We start from the raw sequence: 20,019 nt of genomic DNA on the forward strand, positions 1-20,019 counted from the left end.
CATTCGTGGAAGACGCGCCGCGCCGTCCCGGTCCCGTGCCCCTGGTGGCGATGCTCGCCGTCCTCGTCGTCGCCCTCGGCCTGCTCCCGACGGTGCCGCCGGCGTCCGCCGAGCCCGAGGCGGCGCCGGCACAGGGGGAGGTGCCGCGTGCCCGGGCGCCGTGGACCCCCTACACCGGCATCACCTTCAACTGGCCGGTCGGCACCCGGGCCGAGCGCACCGTCATCGCGCGGCGGATCAACGCCGCGATCGACCACACCCCGCGCGGCGAGACGATCCGGATCGCGACCTACAACCTCGGTCTCAAGGCCAGCGCCGACAAGCTGATCCGTGCCCACCGCCGCGGTGTGAGGGTCCAGGTCATCGTGAACGCCAACCTGGTCGGCCGGCTCGAGGCGAGGGTGCAGCGGGCGATCGGCAAGAACCCCGCCCGGACCAGCTTCCTCTACGTCTGCAAGCGGGCCTGCCGCAACAGCAGCCCCGGCGGCAACATGCACCTGAAGATCTACTCCTTCACCCGCACCGGCACCGCCAGGCGGCTGTTCATCAGCAGCTCGGCCAACCTCGCCGGACCAGCCGTGCACGGGCAGTGGAACGACTCGGTCGCCATCGCGGGCAACGACGGGCTGTTCACCGCGTGGTGGAAGCTGTTCGACGAGATGCGCCGGGACCGTGCCGCCTCTCCTCGGCGGGTGACCTTCTCCAGCGAGGAGGTCACGGCCTTCTTCCAGCGGCCGGGCACCAGCACCCCCGGGCGCACCACCGTCGGCAGGGCGGTCACGGATGCGCCGTACCGCCGGCTGCAGGATGTCGGCTGCCGCGCGCCCGAGGGCTTCGGCAACGCCGCGGGCCGGTCGGTCATCACCGTCAACATGCGTGCCTGGTACGCCCGGCGGGGGGAGCGGCTCGCGGGCCTCCTCGCGCGGAAGAAGGGCAACGGCTGCCAGGTCCGCGTCATCGGCTCCCTGATGAGCAAGGAGGTCGTGCGGATCCTGAAGCGCGCGGGGATCCCCGTGAGGTCGGCCGACTGGGACTGGGGACCGCGGACGTCGACCTCCGACCCGGACAAGATCGTCTACGGGCCCAGCTGCTACTCGCACCTCAAGTACGTCACGGTCAACGGCTCCTACCGCGGGCGCGGCGACCGCCTGGTCTGGACCGGGTCCGAGAACTGGTCGCCGCCCGGGCTGGGCAGCGACGAGGTCACCCTGGAGCTGCACGGCGCCCTGGTCACCCGCGAGTACGACCGCATGTTCATGCGGATGTGGAAGAGCCCCCGGGCCACCCACCGCGTCGGTCCCGAGCCGACGTCCCGCCCCTGCGCCTGACGGGCGGCGCCGGCCCCCGGCGCCCTATCCTTGAGCCATGAGTGCCGAGGCCGCCGTACGTGAAGTCGCCCAGCGGGCGCGGGTCGCGAGCCGGGGGCTCGCCCTCGCGACGCGGGCGCAGAAGGACGCCACGCTGCACGCGATGGCCGACGCCCTGCTCGACCGCTCCGCGGAGGTCCTCGCGGCCAACGCCGAGGACGTCGCCCGGGCCGAGGCCGACGGCACCCCGGCCAACATCATCGACCGGCTGCGGCTCACCGACGAGCGCCTCGAGGGCATGGCCCAGGGCCTGCGCGACGTCGCCGGCCTCGCCGACCCCGTCGGCGAGGTGGTCCGCGGCAGCGTCCTGGCCAACGGCCTCGAGCTGCGCCAGGTCCGCGTGCCCTTCGGGGTCGTCGGGATGATCTACGAGGCCCGGCCCAACGTGACCGCCGACGCCGCCGGCATCTGCCTCAAGTCCGGCAACGCGGTGCTGCTGCGCGGCAGCTCCTCGGCCCGGTCCAGCAACGCCGCGATCGTGGCGGTGCTGCGCGACGCCGTGACCGCCTCGGGGCTGGAGGCCGACGTCGTCCAGCTCGTGCCCGGCGACTCCCACGACAGCGTCAAGGCGCTGATGCGGGCCCGCGGCCTCGTCGACGTGCTCATCCCGCGCGGCGGTGCCGGCCTGATCCAGTCGGTCGTCAACGACTCGACCGTCCCCGTCATCGAGACCGGCGTGGGCAACTGCCACGTCTACGTCGACCGGGCCGCCGACCTCGACAAGGCGCTCCCGATCGTCCTCAACGCCAAGACCCACCGCACCAGCGTCTGCAACGCGGCCGAGTCCCTGCTCGTGCACGCCGACGTCGCCGCGGAGTTCTTGCCGCGGGTCACCGCCGCCCTGCAGGAGGCCGGCGTCACCGTCCACGGCGACGACGCCTTCGGCGCCCTCGACGGTGTCGTGGCCGCGACCGACGACGACTGGGCCGTCGAGTACCTCTCGCTCGACATCGCCGCACGGGTCGTCCCCGACATCGACGCCGCCCTCGAGCACATCCGGACCTGGTCCAGCGGCCACACCGACGCCATCGTCACCGAGGACCAGGGGGCCGCCCGCCGGTTCGTCGCCGAGGTCGACTCCGCGGCGGTGCTGGTCAACGCCTCCACCCGGTTCACCGACGGCGGCGAGTTCGGGTTCGGCGCCGAGATCGGGATCAGCACCCAGAAGCTCCACGCGCGCGGTCCGATGGGCCTGCCGGAGATGACGTCGACCAAGTACGTCGTCATCGGCGACGGCCACGTCCGCTGACCCGTCCCGGCGCGCCGGGGGACTCAACGATAGGTTTCGCGGCATGGCAGGCTCACCGGACCGGATCTACGCCGATCCCTCCGTCGAAAGGCTCTTCACCGGAGCCACGATCATCACCTTCGTCCGCACCGCGATCACGCTCGCGATCGCCGTGTGGGCGGCGTACGACGAGAGCCTGGCGTGGATCGTCATCGGCCTGGTGACCTACTGGGTCGGTGACAGCATCGACGGCGAGTGGGCCCGGTGGCGCGACTGCGAGACCCGGATCGGCGCGGTCGTCGACATGATGTGCGACCGGCTCAGCTGCGGCGCGCTCTACGTCGGCCTGATCTGGCTCCAGCCGGGTGGCTGGATCGACACCGACCCGATGACCTGGATCGGCATCCCGATCGGGATCTACCTCTTCGAGTTCATCGTCATCGACATGTACCTGTCGCTGGCGTTCCTCGCCTGGCCGATCCGCAGCCCCAACTACTTCCACGTCGTCGACCGCCGGATCTACCTCTGGAACTGGTCGCGCGTCGGCAAGGCCGCCAACTCCGGCGCCTTCGCCGTCATCCTGCTCGTGAGCGGCTGGGTCTGGCTCGGCACGATCATCGCGGTCGGCCTGCTGGTGCTGAAGTGCGTCTCCCTGCGCTGGCTGCTCCAGCTCGGCGTCCCGGTGCCCGAGCACGTTCCGGCGCCCGAGCACGAGAGGGCCGCCTCGGGATGATCCTCTGGCTGACGACCTTCGCGTTCAGCCTCGCCTCCGCGCTGCTCCCGTTCCTCCCCATCGAGGTCTACATCGTCGGCGCCGCGGCCTCTGACCGCACCACCGCCGCCGCGATCGCCCTGGGCATCGCGGCCGGCGCCGGCGCCACCGTCGGCAAGGTCGTCGTCTACGAGGCCGCCCGCCGGGGCTCGGAGTCGCGGTGGGCCCAGAAGAAGCTCTCCGCCCCGAAGGTGAAAGCCACCTACGACAAGTGGATGGGCCGCATGCAGGGCCGGCCCTGGTACGGCGCCGCCGTCATGTTCCTCGCCGCGTCGGCCGGCCTCCCGCCGCTGCTCGCGATGGCCGCCCTCGCCGGCATCCTCAGGATGCCCCTGTGGGCCTTCGTCCCCACCGTGCTGCTCGGCCGCACCATCAGGTTCACCTTCCTCTTCCTCGGCGTCGACGTCGCCATCCACTAGCGCCGGCCGTCAGCGCGGTCGGCCGGTGGGACGCCACCTGTGAGATGCCGGCAGGGGACCGGATACGATGCCGCCATGCTCAGCCAGATCAGCCTCGCCGCCCTCACCGTCGCCAGCGCCGCGGAGGAGCACGGCGGCGAGCCCGCCGTGAACCCGTGGCTCATCGGTGGCGGCGTGCTGGCCTTCCTCCTCTTCCTGCTGCTCGGCCTGGTCTGGTTCGGCGGCGGCCGCGAGCACAGCTGACGCACCGGTCGAAGGGACCGCAGTGCCAGGGGCCGACGGCCGCACCCGGATCGGGGTGATGGGCGGCACGTTCGACCCCATCCACCACGGCCACCTGGTGGCCGCCTCCGAGGTCCAGGGGTGGTTCGACCTCGACGAGGTCGTCTTCGTCCCCACCGGCCAGCCCTGGCAGAAGGCCGACCGCGAGGTCTCGCCCGCCGAGCACCGCTACCTGATGACGGTGATCGCCACCGCCGCGAACCCGCGGTTCACGGTCAGCCGCGTCGACATCGACCGGGCCGGACCGACGTACACCGTCGACACGCTGCGCGACCTGCGCACGGAGCGTCCGGACGCCGACCTGTACTTCATCACCGGCGCCGACGCGCTGACCGACATCTTCAGCTGGCGCGACGCCGACGACGTCTTCGACCTCGCCCACTTCGTGGGCTGCACGCGCCCCGGGGCGGACATGGACCCCGCGACGTTGGCGAAGATCCCGCACGACCGTGTGACCATGGTGGAGGTGCCGGCGCTGGCGATCTCGTCCACGGAGTGCCGTGAGCGGCAGCGGGCCGGCCAGCCGATCTGGTACCTCGTCCCGGACGGCGTCGTGCAGTACATCACCAAGCACGGGCTCTACCCGCCCACCACCGGAACGGAACCTGAATGACTGCCTCTGAGCACGCTGTCGAGCTGATCCGCGTCGCCGCGCTGGCCGCGTCCGACAAGCTCGCCACCGACCAGCTCGCGTTCGACGTCAGCGAGCAGCTCGCCATCACCGACGCCTTCCTGCTCGCCTCGGGCGCCAACGACCGCCAGGTCCGCGCCATCGTCGAGGAGGTCGAGGACAAGCTCCGCGAGGTCGGCGCCAAGCCGATCCGGCGCGAGGGCCACCGCGACGGCCGCTGGGTGCTGCTCGACTACGGCGACGTGGTGATCCACGTCCAGCACACCGAGGAGCGCGAGTTCTACGCCCTCGAGCGGCTGTGGCGCGACTGCCCGGTCATCGACCTGCCGGCCGAGGTCACCGGACCGCCGGCGCCGCCCGCGGAGTGACCGGCGGGGAGACGGGCGGGGTGACCGCGCGCCGCATCGTCCTGCTCCGGCACGGGCGCACCTCCTGGAACGCCACGCGGCGGGTGCAGGGCCAGCTGGACAGCGAGCTCGACGAGGTCGGCCTCGAGCAGGCCCGCGCCGTCGCGCCGGTCGTCGCCGCGATGGCGCCGGCGCTGGTGTGGACCAGCGACCTCGCCCGCGCCCGGGTGACCGCGGAGACGGTCGCCAAGGAGGCCGGCCTCGTGCCGACCCACGACGGGCGGCTGCGCGAGTTCCGTCTCGGCGAGCTGCAGGGGCTGACCCACGACGAGATCCGTGAGCGCGACCCGGAGGCGTTCGCCCGCTTCCGCAGCGGCGACTGGGAGGGCATCCCCGGTGCCGAGTCGCCGCAGGAGGTCGCCGACCGCTACGCCGCCTGCCTGCGCGACCTCGCCGCCGCGCTCGGCGAGGGGCAGTGCGGGGTCGCCGTCTCCCACGGTGCGGCGATCCGCACCGGCCTGGCCGCGTTCCTCGGGTGGCCGCTCAGCGTCGGCCAGGACCTGCGTGCCCTGGGCAACTGCGGCCGCGTCGTGCTCGAGCAGCGGGTCACCGGCGGGTGGGCTCTGGCGTCGTACAACGCCTGACCGGACGCCCGGGCGGAAAACCGGCCCCCCGATTTCACGTCGTGGGGAGAGTTGGCTAATATTCCTGTCCGTTGCCCCGCTTCGGCGGAGCAACGAGACCCACGGGGGTGTGGCGCAGCTGGTAGCGCACCTGCATGGCATGCAGGGGGTCAGGGGTTCGAGTCCCCTCACCTCCACCGGACCAGGAGGGCCGCGGAAGATCCGAGAGGATCAGACCGCGGCCCTTCTGTCATGTGGCGCGGCGCGCAGGTAGTCGTCACCCTGCCGGACGACCAGGCCGAGCTCGCAGAACTCGTCGAGCCAGCCCTGCATCGGCCACTCGCCCCACCGGTCGCGGAAGAGGCGGCCGTTGCGCAGGATGTCGTCGAGGTGCTCCACCGGGGGGGCGGCTGACCGGGTGGTGCTGGTGGTAGGCACGCGCGTCGCCCGTCCAGGCCATCCGGAGGCCGGCCGCGCCGGCGCGCCGGGCGAAGTCGGTGTCCTCGCCGCCGTACCCCACGTAGGCCTCGTCGAAGCCGTCGGTGCGTCGCCACGTCCGCGCCGACAGAGCGAAGGACAGCGACCAGAACAGGCGGAGGTCGCCGCCGTCGACGCGCTCACCAGCGGCCGGTGCCGGGCGGGCGCCGTGCGGGGCGTCCAGGGACGCGAGGTCGTCGATCGGGTAGCCGCCCGGCGGCGGCGGGTCCAGGTAGGTGACCGGGCCGGCCCACAACCGGTCCGGCGCACCGGTGACCGCGGACCCGTAGCCAGGGACGAGGTCGGGCCCGGCGAGGCAGTCGACGTCGAGGCCGACGAGGACCTCGGCGCCCCGAGCCAGGGCGCGGGACATGCCCCGGTTGCGGGCCGCGGCCAGGGGGAATGCACCGGGGTCGGCCGGCAGGTCGACCACGTCGGCCGCGAGGCCGGTCTCGCGCTGCCCCTCGGCGAGCACGTCACGGACGGCCGGGTCCTGCATCGCGACCACGACCCAGGCGTCCGGGCGCTGCCGGCCGCGCGCCAGGGAGCGCTGCTGGTGGCGCAGGTGATCGTGCCGGCCGTGAACGACCGTCACCACGGCGACCGTGCCGACGGCGCTCACGCCACCTGTCCCGGCTCCGTGCCGACCGCGCCGACCACTGCGGCGAACCGCTCTGCCGCACGACCGTCGCACCACGCCGTCCAGCGACCGCCACCGATCCGGGCCGCTGCCTCGAGCCGGGCGGACCAGCCGTCGAGCGGGAGCTGCTCGTCGACGAGGACCGGCCAGCCCGCGTCGCGCAACGCCCGCGCGGTGGTGACCTGCTCGTCGTGCGGCCGCTGCTGGGGTACGACGACCGCGGGTCGCCGCAGCGCCGCGACCTCTGCGAGGGCGTTCTGCCCGGCGTGGGTCACCACGACGTCGGCCGACCGCAGCGCGGGGCGCGGGTCGTCGACCCAGCTGCCGGGACCGAGCACCGTCCACCGCCAGCCCGGGGTGGACCCGACCACGGTGTCGACCGCGGCGTCGTCGAGCGCGCTCCCGCCGGCACCCGCCAGCAGCACGGCCGAGCGCGGTGCCGCCTCGTCGGGCGCGGGGGAGGGCGGCTCCACGGGCGCCACCGGATCCACCGGGAACCGGGCCACCGCCCCGACGGCACGCACGCGACGTCGTACCCGCTCCGGCAGGTCGGGCAGGAGGGCGTCGGTCATGCCCTCGGGCCAGAAGCCCACCACCTCGCTGGCGACGTCGAAGCCGAGCAGGTGGGCCGGGTCGGCGCGCCGGCCCGGCAGCACGGCCGTCACCACCGGCACCCCGTGCAGCCGCGCGAGCAGGGCGACCTCGACCGAGACGTCGACGACGACCAGTCGCGGGCGTGCGCGGTCCAGCCACGTCGAGACCTGGCGCATCCGCCGGCTCAGCCCGGCATCCGCGACGGGGACCCAGTGCAGCCGGCCTCCCGCGTCGGGGTCGGCCGGGGCGACGCCGCGGTCGTCGCGGTCGAGCACGACCCACTCGCCACGGCGTGCCGCGGGGCGAGCCAGCCACTCGGCGGGCGGGGGCAGGGAGGACAGGAAGGTCACCGGCTCCGCCAGCTGGGCGGCGATCGCCAGCGCCCGGTGGAGGTGGCCGCGACCGTGGTGGTGGACGTAGTAGCCGATCATGCCGCGGCCTCCCGGCGGGCGAGGGCCGCGTACTGCGCCTCGTACTCACGGACCATCCGGTCGACCGAGAGGTGCCGGACGGCGTGGTCGCGGACCGCGGTGCGGTCGCGGGAGGCGGCGGTCCGGAGGGCCACGGCGAGTGCTGCCGTGTCACCCGCCGGTGCGAGGGCGCCGACCTCGTCGTGGACCAGCTCCGGGAGGGCGCCGCGGGCATAGGCGGCCACCGGCGTGCCGCAGGCCATGGCCTCGGCGGCGACGAGGCCGTAGGGCTCGTCCCACTGCGGGTCACCGCCGCGACGGACGCCCGGCCGAGCAACCGCGCCAGGGCACGGTGGTCGAGGTGGCCCACGTGCACGGCGTCGCGACCCAGCCGCGGGGCGACGATCTCGTCGAAGTAGTCGTCGTCCGGCGCCGGGCCGGCGAGGACGATGGGCAGGCCTGCCGCCCTGGCCGCGTCGATCGCGTCGTGCGGCGCCTTCTCCGGCACCAGTCGGCCGGTCCACACGGCGGGCCCGCCACCGGGCCCGAACGGCCAGGCCGCGGGGTCGACCCCGTTCAGGACCGGCACCGCCCGGACCACGTGCGACCACGCCTCGGCGGTCCGTCGGCTCACGGCGGTGAAGGCCGAGGTGCCGGGCGCGGCGGCGATGGCTGACTCCAGCCACGGCAGCGGGGGTGTGTGCAGCGTGGTCAGCACCGGCACCTCGAGCATCGGCGCCATCGCGACCGGGAGGTGGTGGAGGCTGTGGTTGTGCACGACGTCGAAGCGCGAGGTCGCCGACCGGGGCAGGTCCAGCATCAAGGTGAGGTAGGCGTGGTGCTCCGCCATCCAGGTGCGCGACGGGGCGTTGACGTCCCGCTGCGCGACCTCGCTCGGCAGGAAGGCAGGAGCCTCGACGAGCGTGACGGGCAGGTCGGGGTCGCTGCCCGGCGCCGCGAACAGGGTGACCTCGTGGCCGCGGCCGGACAGGCGAAGGGCGAGCTGGTGGGTGAGCGCCTCGAGGCCGCCGGCGAAGGGCTCGCAGACCGGGTGCCGGCTGGACGCGATCAGGCAGACGCGCACGGCCTCACCCCAGGACCGAACCGTCGAGGACGGCGCGGTAGACCCGGTCGTGGGCGGCCGCGACCTCGGCCCTCTGTGCGCGACGCTCGTCGACCGAAGCGCCGAGGGCGGGCCGGAGGCCGTGGGCGCGGCGCAGGGCGACCGCGAGGGAGTCGGCGTCGTACGACGTCTCGTCGTGGTGGTACGACAGCACCGGGCCCTGGTCGGCGTAGAAGCCGCACGAGGGCGCGACCACGGTCGTGCCGAGGTCGCGGCACGCCTCCAGCCATCCGGAGTGCGTGCCGAAGCGGTAGGGGAGCACGGAGACGTCCAGCGACGAGAGGTAGGCCCAGAGCTGGTCGTCGCTGAGGTAGTCATGCACCCGCAGGTCCAGCTCCCCGCGGTCGGCCGCCGCGTGCAGGAACGCCGCCAGCTGCTCGTCGCGTCGCGCCCCGTCCGCATCGAGGACGTCGCGGTGCGCGTTCACCTGGAGGACGGTGTCGGGCAGTTCGCGCACCACGGCCAGCAGCGTCGGCAGGATCGTCATCGGGGCCATGCTGGGACGCAGGCTCTTGACGTGCAGGCCCACGCGGAACGGTCCGCCGGGCGTGCAGGCACGACGGTCCTGGAGCTCCTGCATCCTGGCCAGGTCGACGACGTGCGGGTGCGGGACGACGGTCGCCCTCCGCCCCCAGCGATGACGCACCTGGTCTGCCGCTCCCCGGGTGAGGGTGATCAGGGCGTCGGCCGGGGGCACCAGGACGTCCAGCTGGGCGTCGTGCTCCCCGGGCGACGCGTGGTGGGGGTTGCGCAGGTCGTGCACCGTGTAGACGAGCGGCTTGCCTCGTCGGCGCAGCACGTCCACCAGCTCGGCGAGCTGTGCCGGGCTGCAGGCGTCGAAGCCGAAGTGCAGGTGGAAGACGTCGAAGTCGGCATCGGCCGCCCATGCGGGATCGAGCATCACGGGCGGCCACCAGGCCGCGCCCGCAGCCCGCGGGCCTCCTAAGGGGTCAGGGTCGGGAAGGCGCTGCGGGCCACCGCCGACCTCCGGCGAGAGGTGCCGGACGTACACGTGCCCCGACGGGACGGAGGCCACGCGGACCGGCGCAGGGACGACGACCGTCGGGTCGTCCGGACGGGCGGCCTGGGGGATGCGGAGGTGGGGCGTCGTCGTCACGCCCCCGATACCCCGAGGTGCGCGGATCAGCCGCCGTGGCGGTCCGACGGGTCGCTGGGCGGGCTGGTCGGGTCGGGGTCGAGGCGCTCGGTGTCGTTGGAGACGTCCTCGTTGCGCCGGCGGTCGGCCAGGAAGGCGAACGCCAGCCCGCCGACGATGAAGATCGCGACGACGAGTCCGAGGAGGAGCCAGGCAGGTGACATGTCCATGCCGTGGAGGTACCCGCGCCGGGACCGGGCAGACCTCGACACGCCGTACGAAATCTTGACTGATTCAAGATAACTGGCAAGATGGAGGCATGACCCAGCCCGACTTCCAGCAGCAGCTGCGGGACGTCGCGCTCCGCGTCACCCGGCCGCGCCTGGCGGTCCTCGAGGCGGTGCACGCCCACCCGCACGCGGACACCGAGTCCGTGATCGCGGCGGCGCGCACCCTGCTCCCCGAGGTGTCCCACCAGGCCGTCTACGACTCGCTGCACACCCTCACCGAGGTGGGTCTGGTGCGCAGCATCAAGCCGGCCGGGTCGGTCGCGCGCTACGAGACGCGCACCGGCGACAACCACCACCACGTCGTGTGCCGCTCCTGCGGGTCGATCGCTGACGTGGACTGCGCCGTGGGGCACACGCCGTGCCTGACGGCGTCGGACTCCCACGGCTTCGTCGTCGACGAGGCCGAGGTCATCTATTGGGGCACTTGCCCCGAGTGTTCACACCGCCCCCAGTAAAGGTCCCGAAAGGATCCTGATGCCCGACAACACCGACCACACCGAGCCGCTCGTCACCGAGGGCCCGCACGACGCCGACCAGCCCGCCGGCAAGTGCCCGGTGATGCACGGTCTTGCGCACCCGACCCAGGGTTCGCCCAACCACCAGTGGTGGCCGAACAAGCTGAACCTCAAGATCCTCGCCAAGAACCCGGCGGTCGCGAACCCGCAGGGTGAGGACTTCGACTACAAGAGCGCGTTCCTCTCGCTCGACCTCGACGCCGTCAAGGCCGACATCAAGGCCACGCTGACCGACTCGAAGGACCTCTGGCCGGCCGACTTCGGCCACTACGGCCCGCTCTACGTCCGCATGGCGTGGCACTCCGCCGGCACCTACCGGGTCATGGACGGCCGCGGTGGCGGTGGGCACGGCCAGCAGCGCTTCGCGCCGACCAACTCCTGGCCGGACAACGGCAACCTGGACAAGGCGCGCCGCCTGCTCTGGCCGGTCAAGAAGAAGTACGGCAAGGCCCTCTCGTGGGGTGACCTGATGATCCTCGCCGGCAACGTCGCGCTCGAGGACATGGGCTTCCCGACCTTCGGCTTCGGCGGTGGCCGCCCCGACGTGTGGGAGGCCGACGACGACGTCTACTGGGGTCCCGAGACCGAGTGGCTCGACGACCAGCGCTACTCCGGTGAGCGTGACCTCGAGGACCCGCTCGCCGCGGTGCAGATGGGCCTGATCTACGTCAACCCCGAGGGCCCGAACGGCGTCCCGGACCCGCTGGCCTCCGCCGCGGACATCAAGGACACCTTCACCCGCATGGGCATGACCCACGAGGAGACGGTCGCCCTGATCGCCGGCGGCCACACCTTCGGCAAGACCCACGGCGCCGGCCCGGCCGACGCCGTCGGTCCCGAGCCGGAGGCCGCCCCGATCCAGGAGCAGGGCCTGGGCTGGAAGTCGTCGTACAAGTCCGGCAAGGGCATCGACGCCATCACCTCGGGCCTGGAGGTCACCTGGACCTACCACCCGACGCGCTGGGACAACGAGTTCTTCCACATCCTCTTCGCCTACGACTGGGAGCTCTTCGAGTCCCCGGCCGGTGCGAAGCAGTGGCGCCCCAGGAACAACGGCGGCGCCGACCTCGTCCCCGAGTCGTTCGGCGACGCCAAGCGCGAGCCGCGCATGCTGACCTCCGACATCGCGCTGCGGGAGGACCCGGAGTTCCGCGAGATCTCGCTGCGGTTCAAGGAGGACCAGGCCGCGTTCACCGACGCGTTCGCCCGCGCCTGGTTCAAGCTGACCCACCGCGACATGGGCCCGAAGGCGCGCTACCTCGGTCCCGAGGTCCCCGAGGAGGACTTCGTCTGGCAGGACCCGATCCCGGCCGGCACCCCGCTGACCGACGACCAGGTCGCCCAGCTGAAGGCCGCCATCGCCGACTCCGACCTGACCGTGTCGCAGCTCGTCTCGACCGCGTGGGCCTCGGCCTCGACCTTCCGCAGCTCCGACAAGCGCGGTGGTGCCAACGGCGCCCGCATCGCCCTGGAGCCGCAGAAGTCGTGGGCGATCAACCGTCCGGCCGAGCTGTCCGCGATCCTTGCCACGCTGCAGGAGATCGCCACGGCGCACGGTGCCTCCCTCGCCGACACCATCGTCATCGGTGGCTCGGTCGGCATCGAGAAGGCCGCTGCTGAGGGTGGCGTCGACATCAAGGTCACCACGACCACCGGCCGCGGTGACGCGACGCAGGAGCAGACCGACGTCGATCTCTTCAGCCACCTCGAGCCGAAGGCCGACGGCTTCCGCAACTACCTGCCGAAGTCCACGAAGTTCCCGGAGGAGTACCTCCTCATCGACCGCGCCAACCTGCTCGGTGTCAGCGCCCCGGAGATGACCGTCCTCGTCGCCGGCCTCCGCGTGCTCGGCACCAACTGGGACGGCTCGGACCTGGGTGTCTTCACCGACCGCCCGGGCGTGCTGACCAACGACTTCCTGGTCAACCTGCTCGAGCTCGGCACCACGTGGACCCCGACCGACGAGACCGAGAAGGTCTTCACCGGCGTCACCGAGGACGGCAAGACCTGGACCGGCACCCGCAACGACCTGATCTTCGGCTCGAACTCCGAGCTGCGGGCCGTCGCGGAGGTCTACGCCAGCGACGACGCGAAGGAGAAGTTCGTCAACGACTTCGTCGCCGCCTGGGTGAAGGTCATGGACGCCGACCGGTTCGACCTGCGCTGACCGTCACGTCCTACTGAGCCCGACCACGGAGGCCGCCCGGCGACGGGCGGCCTCCGTGCCTTTTCACCGGGCCCACGGCAGGATGGCGGCATGACCGACGCAGGCGGCGACGCCATCACCTACGTGCACGCGCCCGAGCAGCACCGCTACGAGGTCCGCGACGGTGAGGACGTCGTCGGGTTCGCGCAGTACCGGCTGCCCGACGACGAGCACGTCGACTTCGTGCACACCGAGGTGGACGACGCGTACGGCGGCCGGGGCCTCGCCGGTGCGGTCGTCGAGTTCGCGCTCGCCGACGTGCGGGACCGGGGCAGGCGGGTCATCGCCCACTGCCCCTACGTCGCCCGGTGGCTGACCAAGCACCCCGAGTACGACGACATCGCCGACCCGGCGCGATGAGCGAGGCCACCGGCCGGCGACGGCACGTCTTCCTCGACAAGGCCCAGCCGGCGACGTACCGCGCAGCCGCGGGGCTCGCCGAGGAGGTCGGTGCTGCCGCGCAGGCCGCCGGCGTCGACCGCCGCCTCGTCGAGCTGGTCAACATGCGGGTCTCCCAGGTCAACGGCTGCGCCTACTGCCTCGACCTGCACCGCAAGCGCGCCATCGAGGCGGGGGAGAGCGATCGTCGCCTCGCCGTGCTGTCGGCGTGGGAGGACACCGACCTGTTCTCCGAGCAGGAGCAGGCCGCGCTGCAGCTGGCCGAGTCGATCACCCGGCTGCCCGAGGAGGCCGAGCGTCGCTACGCCGAGGACGAGGCCCGCGCGGTGCTCGGCGACGAGGCGTTCGCAGCGGTCGCGTGGGTCGCGGTGACCATGAACGCCTTCAACCGGATCTCGATCACCAGCCACCACCCGGTCCGCTAGCCGTCAGGTGGCCAGGAGCCGGACGACGCCGACGAGCGCGCCGGCCGCGATGAACCACGCGCTGTTGAGGCGGGTGCGCCACAGCAGGACCACGGTCGCGACGGCCAGCCCCACGGTCAGCGGGTCGACCAGCGCCGAGCGTCCCAGCTCCAGCGAGACACCGGCCATGAGGGCCAGCGCGGTCGCGTTCACCCCGTCGAGCAGCGCCGAGGTCCACGCCCGCGAGCGCAGCCAGGTGGCCAGCCGGGTCAGCAGCGCGACGAAGACGAACGACGGCAGGAAGATCGCCACCGTCGCCAGCACCGCGCCGGGCAACCCGGCTACCACGTAGCCGAGGAAGGTCGCGGTGGTGAACACCGGACCGGGGGTGACCTGGCCGACCGATGCGGCGTCGAGGACCTGCTGGTGGCTCACCCAGCCCAGCCGGTCGACGAAGTCGCCCTCGAGGAAGGCGAGGATCACGTAGCCGCTGCCGTAGAGCACCGCGCCGATCTTGAGCATGGTCAGGAACAGCTGGGCCAGCTGGCTGCCGGTGGGGTCGGTGAACACCGGCGTGCCCGCGAGGAGGGGGAGGACGAGCGCGTGCTGCCGGTCCGTCACCGAGCGCAGGCCGTGGGCGAGCACCGCGACGACGGCGCCGGCGGCGAGCACCACGAGCTCGTTCGCGCCGAGCAGGTACGCCGCCAGTGCCGCGCCGGCCAGCACGACCAGCCACGGTGAGGCGAGCACGGTCCGGCCGAGGCCGGCCAGCGCCCAGGCGATGATGCCGACCACGACCGGCACCACGCCGTAGAGGAGCCCGTCGACGGCCGGCGTGCCGCCGTACTCGACGTAGGCCCAGGCCAGGCCCGTCACCATCAGCGCCGCCGGGAGGATGAACGCCGCCCCGGCGAGCAGCAGCCCCCGCCACCCGGCGCGCTCGTGGCCGAGGTGGATCGCCAGCTCGGTCGAGTTCGGGCCCGGGACCAGGTTCGTCGCGCCCATCAGGTCGGCGAACCGCTGGTCGCTGACCCACTCCCGGCGCCGGACCAGCTCCTCGCGCATCAGCGCGACGTGCGCCGCCGGCCCGCCGAACGCGATCGTCCCCAGCCGGAGGAAGAGACCGCCGACCTCACGCGCGGAGCCGGGTCGGGGAGCCACGGACGCCATCATGCCGGGTGGACCCGCTGGACCCACGCGAGCCACGCAGCCTTCACCGGCCCGCCACCGAGGGTCCGACGAGGGTTCACCGGGCGCTGGTCGGCTCACACCATGACCTCCGTGCACCCCGGCGACCGTCCGCAGCTCACCCTCGTCGGGCAGGGCACCCGCCACGGCTCCCGGTCCTGGCTGACCTGCCTGCACCGGTGCGGCAACGCGTGCGACCAGCCCGAGCCGAACCCCACCGACCACGGCCACGTCCGTGACGAGATCGCCCGTGCTGTCGGCCGGCGCAGCGTGCTGCGCGGCGGCACGCTGTCGGCCGGCGCGCTGCTCGTCGGCAGCGTCGTCGCGACCGGCGGCGCTGCTGCCGCCGCCCCGGGGCGTCCGGGGCACCCCGGCGGTCCCGGACGACCGCCCGGCCCCGGCGCGCGGGACGGTTCCCTCGCGCGGGCGGCGTTCGTCCCGGTCGAGCCCAACCGGCGCGACGCCTTCACGACCGCCCGCGGGTTCGGGCACCGGGTCGTGGTCGGGTGGGGCGACCCGGTGGTGAAGGGGGCGCCTGGCTTCGACCCCTTCGCCCAGTCGGTCGCGGCCGCCCGACGGCAGTTCGGCTACAACTGCGACTACGTCGGCCTGCTGCCGCTGGACGACCACCGCGCCCTGCTCGTGGTCAACCACGAGTACACCGACGAGAACCTCATGTTCCCCGCCGGCGCGTACGACGGCGACGAGGTGAAGCGGATCGCGATCGCCAACCACGGCATGTCCGTCGTGGAGGTCCACCGCGCCGGGCGGCCCGGCTCCTGGCGCCGCGCGCCGGTGGGCCGGGCCCGCCACAACCGGCGCATCCACGACGCCACCCGGTTCGAGCTCACCGGGCCGGTGGCCGGCGACCGGCGGGTCCGGACCTCCGTCGACCCTGCCGGCCGCTGGGTCCTCGGCACCTTCAACAACTGCGCCGGCGGCACCACGCCGTGGGGGACCGTCCTGTCGGGTGAGGAGAACGTCAACCAGTACTTCGACGCGGGCGCCGGCCTCGACCCGCGCTACGCAGTGGAGTACGCCCGCTACGGCATCACCGGCGCCGGGAAGGGCTGGAGCAGCGTCGACCCGCGCTTCGACCTGTCCCGCGAGCCGCACGAGCCGCACCGCTTCGGCTGGGTCGTCGAGGTCGACCCCTTCGACCCGACATCGACGCCGCGCAAGCACACGATGCTCGGCCGGTTCAAGCACGAGGGAGCGAACGTCGTCATCGCCGCGGACGGCCGGGCCGTGGCCTACATGGGGGACGACGAGCGCGGTGACTACCTCTACAAGTTCGTGTCGGCCGGCACCTACGCCCCCTCCGGCTCCGCTGCCGCCCGCCGCCGCAACCTGCGCCTGCTCACGGAGGGCACGCTCTACGTCGCCCGGCTGGTCGGCGACGGCACCGACGACGGGGAGCACGACGGCAGCGGCACCTGGGTCCCGCTGACGAGCCACCGTCGGTCGTACGTGCCCGGGATGTCGGTCCAGGACGTGTTGCTCTTCACCCGGCTCGCCGCCGACCGGGTCGGACCGACCAGGATGGACCGGCCCGAGGACGTCGAGCCGAACCCGGTCAACGGCAAGGTGTACGCCGCGCTGACGAACAACTCGGCGCGTGGCGGTGCGGCGCTACCGGTCGACGAGGCGAACCCGGTCGGCTCCTCCCGGGTCCGCGCCGGGCTCGGCGCGCCGCTGACGACCGCGAGCGGCAACCGCAACGGCTACGTCCTCGAGCTGACGCCCGACCGCGGTGACCACGCGGCGACGACCTTCACCTGGGACCTGTTCCTCGTCTGCGGTGACCCGTCCGCCCCGGAGACCTGGTTCGGTGGCTTCGACAAGTCCCGGGTCAGCCCGATCAGCTGCCCCGACAACGTCGCGTTCGACAGCGCCGGGAACCTGTGGATCTCCACCGACGGCAATGCGCTGGGCAGCAACGACGGGGTGTTCCGGGTCCCGGTCGAGGGCCCGGAGCGCGGCCGGGTGCAGCAGTTCTGCACCGTCCCCAAGGGGGCGGAGGCCTGCGGTCCGCTGGTCGCGGACCACGACCGGTCCCTCTTCGTCGCGGTGCAGCACCCCGGCGAGGTCGATGGCGCGACCTTCGAGCAGCCGGCGAGCACCTGGCCGCACGACGGGGCGTTCCCGCGGCCGTCGGTGGTGGTCGCCTACCCGGAGCACCGCCCCTGGTCGTGACCCGGTCGGCAGTCAGGTGATGGTCATGCCGCCGTCGACGGCGAGGGTCTGGCCGGTGATGTAACCGGCGGCGTCGGAGGCGAGGAACACCAGCGTCGCGGCGAGCTCGCGCGGGTCGCCCTTGCGGCCCGCGGGGATCCGCTGCTGCTGCGACTCGAGGTAGCCGGGCGGGTACTGGTCGGTCATCTCCGAGGTGAAGAAACCCGGCGCGATCGCGTTGACCCGGATGCCCTTGCGGCCGGTCCACTGCTGGGCGAGGTCGCGGGTGAGGCCGATGACGCCGGCCTTCGACGCGGCGTACGCCGCCTGGGGCAGCCCGGCGGTGGTGATGCCGAGGACCGAGGAGATGTTGATGATGCTCGAGCCCGGCTGCATCACCCGTCCGCACGCCTGGGCCATCCAGTAGCTGCCGTTGAGGTTGATGTCGATGACCTGGGTGAACTGCTCCGGCGTCTCCCGGGTGGCGGGGACGGCGGTGCCGACGCCGGCGTTGTTGACCAGCACGTCGACGCGGCCGAGCTCGGCCATCGCGGCGTCCACCAGCGCCTGGCACGACGCGGGGTCGGCGACGTCGGTCTGCACGGACAGGGCGCGGCGGCCGGCGGCCTCGACGAGCGCGGCGGTGTCGGCCAGGCGCTCGACGCGGCGCGCCCCGAGGACGACGTCGGCGCCGGCCTCGGCCAGCGCCTTCGCGAAGTCGACGCCCAGCCCGGAGCTGGCGCCGGTGACGACGGCGACCTTGCCGTCGAGTCGGAACAGGTCGGTGACGGTCATGGCTGCACCGTAGCGGGCGCAAGGGCGGCGCGCGGCCCGGCTGACCGTGCGCCGGGCCAGCGGGTTAGGGTCGCCTCCGCCCGCCCGAGGAAGGAAGCCCGTGGACCCGGTGATCGAGCGCCCCCTGGCGGCGCTGTGGAAGCGCTACCGCGGGTTCCGCGGACGGTTCGTGCTCGCCGTCGTGATGTCGACGGTCAACAAGGTCGCCGACGTGGTGCCGGAGCTGCTCATCGGCGCCGCCGTCGACGTCGTGGTCCGCGGTTCCGACTCGTTCGTGGGCGACCTGCTCGGCGTCGAGTCCCGCCACGCCCAGCTCGGCTGGCTCGCGCTCATCAACCTCGTGGTCTGGGTCGTGGAGTCCGCCTCGGAGTACGCCGCCGACGTGCTCTGGCGCGGCCTGGCCCAGGGCATCGAGCACGACCTGCGCGTCGAGGCCTACGACCACGCCCAGCACCTGCACCTGGGCTGGCACGAGTCGCGCCCGCAGGGCTCGACGCTGGCCACGCTCAACGACGACGTCAACCAGCTCGAGCGGCTGCTGGACCTCGGCCTCCCGGCGATCCTGCAGACCGCGCTCAACGTCGTGCTCGTCGGTGCCGTGTTCGCGGTGGCGTCGTGGGAGCTGACCCTCTACGCCTTCCTGCCGATCCCCGTCATCGTGGTCGGCTCGCTCTTCTTCCAGAGGCGCCTCGAGCCGCTCTACGACCGGGTCCGGGAGTCGGTTGCCGACCTGTCCGGCGCCCTCGGCGCCAACCTCGCCGGCATCGCGACGATCAAGGCGTTCACCGCCGAGGACCGCGAGCGGGACCGGATCGCGACCGCCTCCGCGGCCTACCGCGAGGCCAACGTGGCCGCGATCCGCTCCTCGGCCGCCTTCGTGCCGCTGGTGCGGATGGCCATCCTCTCCGGATTCACCTGCACCCTGCTGCTCGGCGGCTGGGCGACGCTCGACGGCGACCTCGAGCTCGGCCTCTACTCGGTGCTGGTCTTCATGACCCAGCGCCTGCTCTGGCCGCTGACCACCGTCGCCGAGGTGCTCGACCTCTACCAGCGCGGGCGGGCGTCCACCGCCCGCATCCTCGCGCTGCTCGCCGAGCCGGTCGACGTGCCCGCCGGCACACAGGCGCTGGAGAAGCCGGTACGCGGCCGCGTCGAGCTGCGCGGCGTGCGCTCCGGGTACGCCGACGGGCCGGACGTGCTGCACGACCTCGACCTCGTCGTACCCGCCGGCGAGACGCACGCCATCGTCGGCCCCACCGGCGCGGGCAAGTCGTCGCTGCTGCGGCTGGTGCTGCGCTTCGACGACCCCCGCTCCGGGCAGGTGCTGCTCGACGGCACCGACGTGCGCGAGCTGGACTGGGACTCCTTGCGCGGGTCGATGGGCTACGTCGCCCAGGACGTCTACCTGTTCTCCGGCACCGTCGCCGAGAACATCGCCTACGGCCGCCCGGACGCCACCCCTGCGGAGGTCCGGGCCGCCGCGGAGGCGGCCGCCCCCGACGCCGTCCTGGCGCCCCCGACCGCCGCCCGCCTCGTGCGCGAGTGCGCGCCGCTGCCGGAGCCCTGGCCCGGCCGCCGCGGCGGAGTTCGTCGAGCGCCTGCCCGACGGCTACGACAGCTGGGTGGGGGAGCGCGGCATCACCCTCTCCGGTGGCCAGCGCCAGCGCATCGCCCTGGCCCGCGCGCTCCTGCGCGACCCGGCCATCCTCGTGCTCGACGAGGCCACCAGTGCGGTGGACAACGAGACCGAGGCGGCCATCCAGCAGTCGGTGCGCCGGGCCGGCGAGCGGTGCACCACCATCGTCGTCGCGCACCGGCTCTCGACCGTCCGCCACGCCCACCGCATCTGGGTGCTCGACGGCGGCCGGGTGGCCGAGGCCGGCACCCACGACGAGCTGGTCGCGCAGGGCGGGGCCTACGCCGCGCTCTGGCGGGTGCAGACCGGCGAGCAGTGAGGGCCGCGACGCCCGCGGCGGTGAGCGCCGCGGGCGTGCGGAGGAGTACCATGCCCCTGTGCGGATGATCCTGCTTCTTGGAT

21 protein-coding genes, 1 tRNA gene and 2 pseudogenes are annotated in these 20,019 nt (G+C 73.2%); 16 read left to right on the forward strand and 8 right to left on the reverse strand.

Going from position 1 to position 20,019, the window contains the following annotated elements:
* Positions 1-5 precede the first annotated feature (5 nt).
* The 9 genes from L615_RS08020 (at position 6) to L615_RS08055 (ending at position 5,866) form a co-directional block, all read left to right on the forward strand.
* Positions 6-1,328, forward strand: a complete 1,323-nt coding sequence (locus L615_RS08020; RefSeq protein WP_145724732.1) for a phosphatidylserine/phosphatidylglycerophosphate/cardiolipin synthase family protein — start codon at positions 6-8, stop codon at positions 1,326-1,328.
* A 37-nt stretch (positions 1,329-1,365) separates the two neighbouring features.
* Complete coding sequence (locus tag L615_RS08025; protein WP_145724733.1) at positions 1,366-2,616, forward strand: glutamate-5-semialdehyde dehydrogenase; 1,251 nt, start codon at positions 1,366-1,368, stop codon at positions 2,614-2,616.
* Between the two features lie 43 nt (positions 2,617-2,659).
* Entirely contained in the window at positions 2,660-3,328 is a 669-nt protein-coding gene (locus tag L615_RS08030; protein ID WP_145724734.1) for a CDP-alcohol phosphatidyltransferase family protein, read from the forward strand.
* Complete coding sequence (locus L615_RS08035) at positions 3,325-3,786, forward strand: hypothetical protein (protein ID WP_145724735.1); 462 nt, start codon at positions 3,325-3,327, stop codon at positions 3,784-3,786. Before L615_RS08030 ends, L615_RS08035 begins: the two co-directional genes overlap by 4 nt.
* A gap of 75 nt (positions 3,787-3,861) precedes the next feature.
* Entirely contained in the window at positions 3,862-4,029 is a 168-nt protein-coding gene (locus L615_RS23190; RefSeq protein WP_186449778.1) for a hypothetical protein, read from the forward strand.
* A 58-nt stretch (positions 4,030-4,087) separates the two neighbouring features.
* Positions 4,088-4,681, forward strand: coding sequence for a nicotinate-nucleotide adenylyltransferase (nadD, locus tag L615_RS08040; protein ID WP_028655793.1), 594 nt, complete (start codon positions 4,088-4,090; stop codon positions 4,679-4,681).
* Positions 4,678-5,067 carry a ribosome silencing factor gene (gene rsfS, locus L615_RS08045; RefSeq protein ID WP_028655792.1) on the forward strand — a complete coding sequence of 130 codons (390 nt, stop codon included), beginning with the start codon at positions 4,678-4,680 and terminating at the stop codon, positions 5,065-5,067. The genes nadD and rsfS overlap by 4 nt, the downstream gene beginning before the upstream one ends.
* Positions 5,068-5,087: 20 nt before the next feature.
* Complete coding sequence (locus L615_RS08050) at positions 5,088-5,690, forward strand: histidine phosphatase family protein (protein WP_186449779.1); 603 nt, start codon at positions 5,088-5,090, stop codon at positions 5,688-5,690.
* A gap of 103 nt (positions 5,691-5,793) precedes the next feature.
* Positions 5,794-5,866 (forward strand) — tRNA-Ala (locus L615_RS08055).
* Positions 5,867-5,946: 80 nt separating this feature from the next.
* Here the strand turns inward: L615_RS08055 and L615_RS08060 are convergent.
* From L615_RS08060 to L615_RS08080, 6 genes and pseudogenes are all read right to left on the reverse strand, one after another.
* Complete coding sequence (locus tag L615_RS08060) at positions 5,947-6,741, reverse strand: glycosyltransferase family 2 protein (protein ID WP_222430486.1); 795 nt, start codon at positions 6,739-6,741, stop codon at positions 5,947-5,949.
* A gap of 23 nt (positions 6,742-6,764) precedes the next feature.
* Complete coding sequence (locus L615_RS08065; protein ID WP_145724737.1) at positions 6,765-7,811, reverse strand: glycosyltransferase; 1,047 nt, start codon at positions 7,809-7,811, stop codon at positions 6,765-6,767.
* Positions 7,808-8,035 carry a hypothetical protein gene (locus tag L615_RS23760; RefSeq protein WP_261376601.1) on the reverse strand — a complete coding sequence of 76 codons (228 nt, stop codon included), beginning with the start codon at positions 8,033-8,035 and terminating at the stop codon, positions 7,808-7,810. Before L615_RS23760 ends, L615_RS08065 begins: the two co-directional genes overlap by 4 nt.
* Positions 8,036-8,412: 377 nt before the next feature.
* Positions 8,413-8,874, reverse strand: a pseudogene (locus L615_RS24720) (glycosyltransferase); the annotation flags it as partial.
* Between the two features lie 4 nt (positions 8,875-8,878).
* Positions 8,879-10,030, reverse strand: a complete 1,152-nt coding sequence (locus L615_RS08075; RefSeq protein WP_261376602.1) for a glycosyltransferase — start codon at positions 10,028-10,030, stop codon at positions 8,879-8,881.
* Between the two features lie 26 nt (positions 10,031-10,056).
* Positions 10,057-10,239 carry a hypothetical protein gene (locus L615_RS08080; RefSeq protein ID WP_028655790.1) on the reverse strand — a complete coding sequence of 61 codons (183 nt, stop codon included), beginning with the start codon at positions 10,237-10,239 and terminating at the stop codon, positions 10,057-10,059.
* 89 nt (positions 10,240-10,328) lie between these two features.
* On the opposite strand from L615_RS08080, the gene L615_RS08085 reads away from it, so the two are divergent.
* The 4 genes from L615_RS08085 to L615_RS08100 all read left to right on the forward strand — a co-directional run bounded on the left by L615_RS08085 (position 10,329) and on the right by L615_RS08100 (position 13,844).
* On the forward strand, positions 10,329-10,754 hold the full coding sequence (locus L615_RS08085) for a Fur family transcriptional regulator (RefSeq protein ID WP_028655789.1): 426 nt from the start codon (positions 10,329-10,331) through the stop codon (positions 10,752-10,754).
* A gap of 19 nt (positions 10,755-10,773) precedes the next feature.
* Positions 10,774-12,981, forward strand: a complete 2,208-nt coding sequence (gene katG / locus L615_RS08090; protein ID WP_145724738.1) for a catalase/peroxidase HPI — start codon at positions 10,774-10,776, stop codon at positions 12,979-12,981.
* Positions 12,982-13,071: 90 nt separating this feature from the next.
* Positions 13,072-13,380: a GNAT family N-acetyltransferase gene (locus L615_RS08095; RefSeq protein ID WP_145724739.1), complete on the forward strand. Its 309-nt coding sequence runs from the start codon at positions 13,072-13,074 to the stop codon at positions 13,378-13,380.
* Positions 13,377-13,844, forward strand: coding sequence for a carboxymuconolactone decarboxylase family protein (locus L615_RS08100; RefSeq protein ID WP_145724740.1), 468 nt, complete (start codon positions 13,377-13,379; stop codon positions 13,842-13,844). The genes L615_RS08095 and L615_RS08100 overlap by 4 nt, the downstream gene beginning before the upstream one ends.
* A gap of 3 nt (positions 13,845-13,847) precedes the next feature.
* Here L615_RS08100 and chrA read toward each other — a convergent pair whose 3' ends face one another.
* Complete coding sequence (chrA, locus tag L615_RS08105; RefSeq protein ID WP_261376603.1) at positions 13,848-14,984, reverse strand: chromate efflux transporter; 1,137 nt, start codon at positions 14,982-14,984, stop codon at positions 13,848-13,850.
* 111 nt (positions 14,985-15,095) lie between these two features.
* Between chrA and L615_RS08110 the strand changes: the two genes are divergently transcribed.
* Positions 15,096-17,207, forward strand: coding sequence for a PhoX family phosphatase (locus tag L615_RS08110; RefSeq protein ID WP_145724742.1), 2,112 nt, complete (start codon positions 15,096-15,098; stop codon positions 17,205-17,207).
* Positions 17,208-17,219: 12 nt separating this feature from the next.
* On the opposite strand, the gene L615_RS08115 is transcribed toward L615_RS08110, so the two are convergent.
* Positions 17,220-17,981 (reverse strand): SDR family NAD(P)-dependent oxidoreductase, encoded by a 762-nt coding sequence (locus tag L615_RS08115; protein ID WP_028655783.1) that lies wholly within the window; start codon positions 17,979-17,981, stop codon positions 17,220-17,222.
* Positions 17,982-18,165: 184 nt separating this feature from the next.
* Between L615_RS08115 and L615_RS24105 the strand changes: the two are divergent.
* Positions 18,166-19,392, forward strand: a pseudogene (locus L615_RS24105) (ABC transporter transmembrane domain-containing protein); the annotation flags it as partial.
* 211 nt (positions 19,393-19,603) lie between these two features.
* The gene (locus L615_RS24110) at positions 19,604-19,936 is read left to right on the forward strand and encodes an ATP-binding cassette domain-containing protein (RefSeq protein WP_261376605.1); all 333 of its coding nucleotides are present in this window, start codon (positions 19,604-19,606) and stop codon (positions 19,934-19,936) included.
* The last annotated feature ends 83 nt before the right edge of the window (positions 19,937-20,019 follow it).

Origin of the sequence: Nocardioides sp. J9 (assembly GCF_007829375.1) — a bacterium.
Lineage (GTDB): Bacteria > Actinomycetota > Actinomycetes > Propionibacteriales > Nocardioidaceae > Nocardioides.